Origin of the sequence: Streptomyces sp. GESEQ-35, from assembly GCF_017948485.1 — a bacterium.
GTDB lineage: Bacteria > Actinomycetota > Actinomycetes > Streptomycetales > Streptomycetaceae > Streptomyces.
In genome coordinates this window covers 1-220 of record NZ_JAFFSX010000117.1, presented here as the reverse complement: position 1 = coordinate 220, position 220 = coordinate 1, and the positions used below count along the sequence as shown (strand labels likewise).

Below are 220 nucleotides of genomic sequence, written 5' to 3'. Positions count from 1 at the left end.
GGGCGGGGGCGCATGAGCGGGTGCTGATGGTGGCTCCGTACGCCTTCGATCCCTCGACCTACGAACTGTGGGTGCCGCTGCTGCACGGTGGGCGGACGGTGGTGACGCCTGAAGGTGATCTGAGTGTGGCGGCGCTGGCCCGGCTGATCGCTGAGGAGGCGGTCACCGGGCTTCAGGTGACGGCGGGTCTGTTCCGGGTGATGGCGGAGGAGGATCCGGG

1 protein-coding gene is annotated in these 220 nt (G+C 69.5%); it reads left to right on the top strand.

Annotated elements, in window-relative coordinates:
* A partial coding sequence (locus KCH87_RS48600; protein ID WP_210594484.1) for an AMP-binding protein occupies window positions 1-220 on the top strand: 220 nt, incomplete at both ends.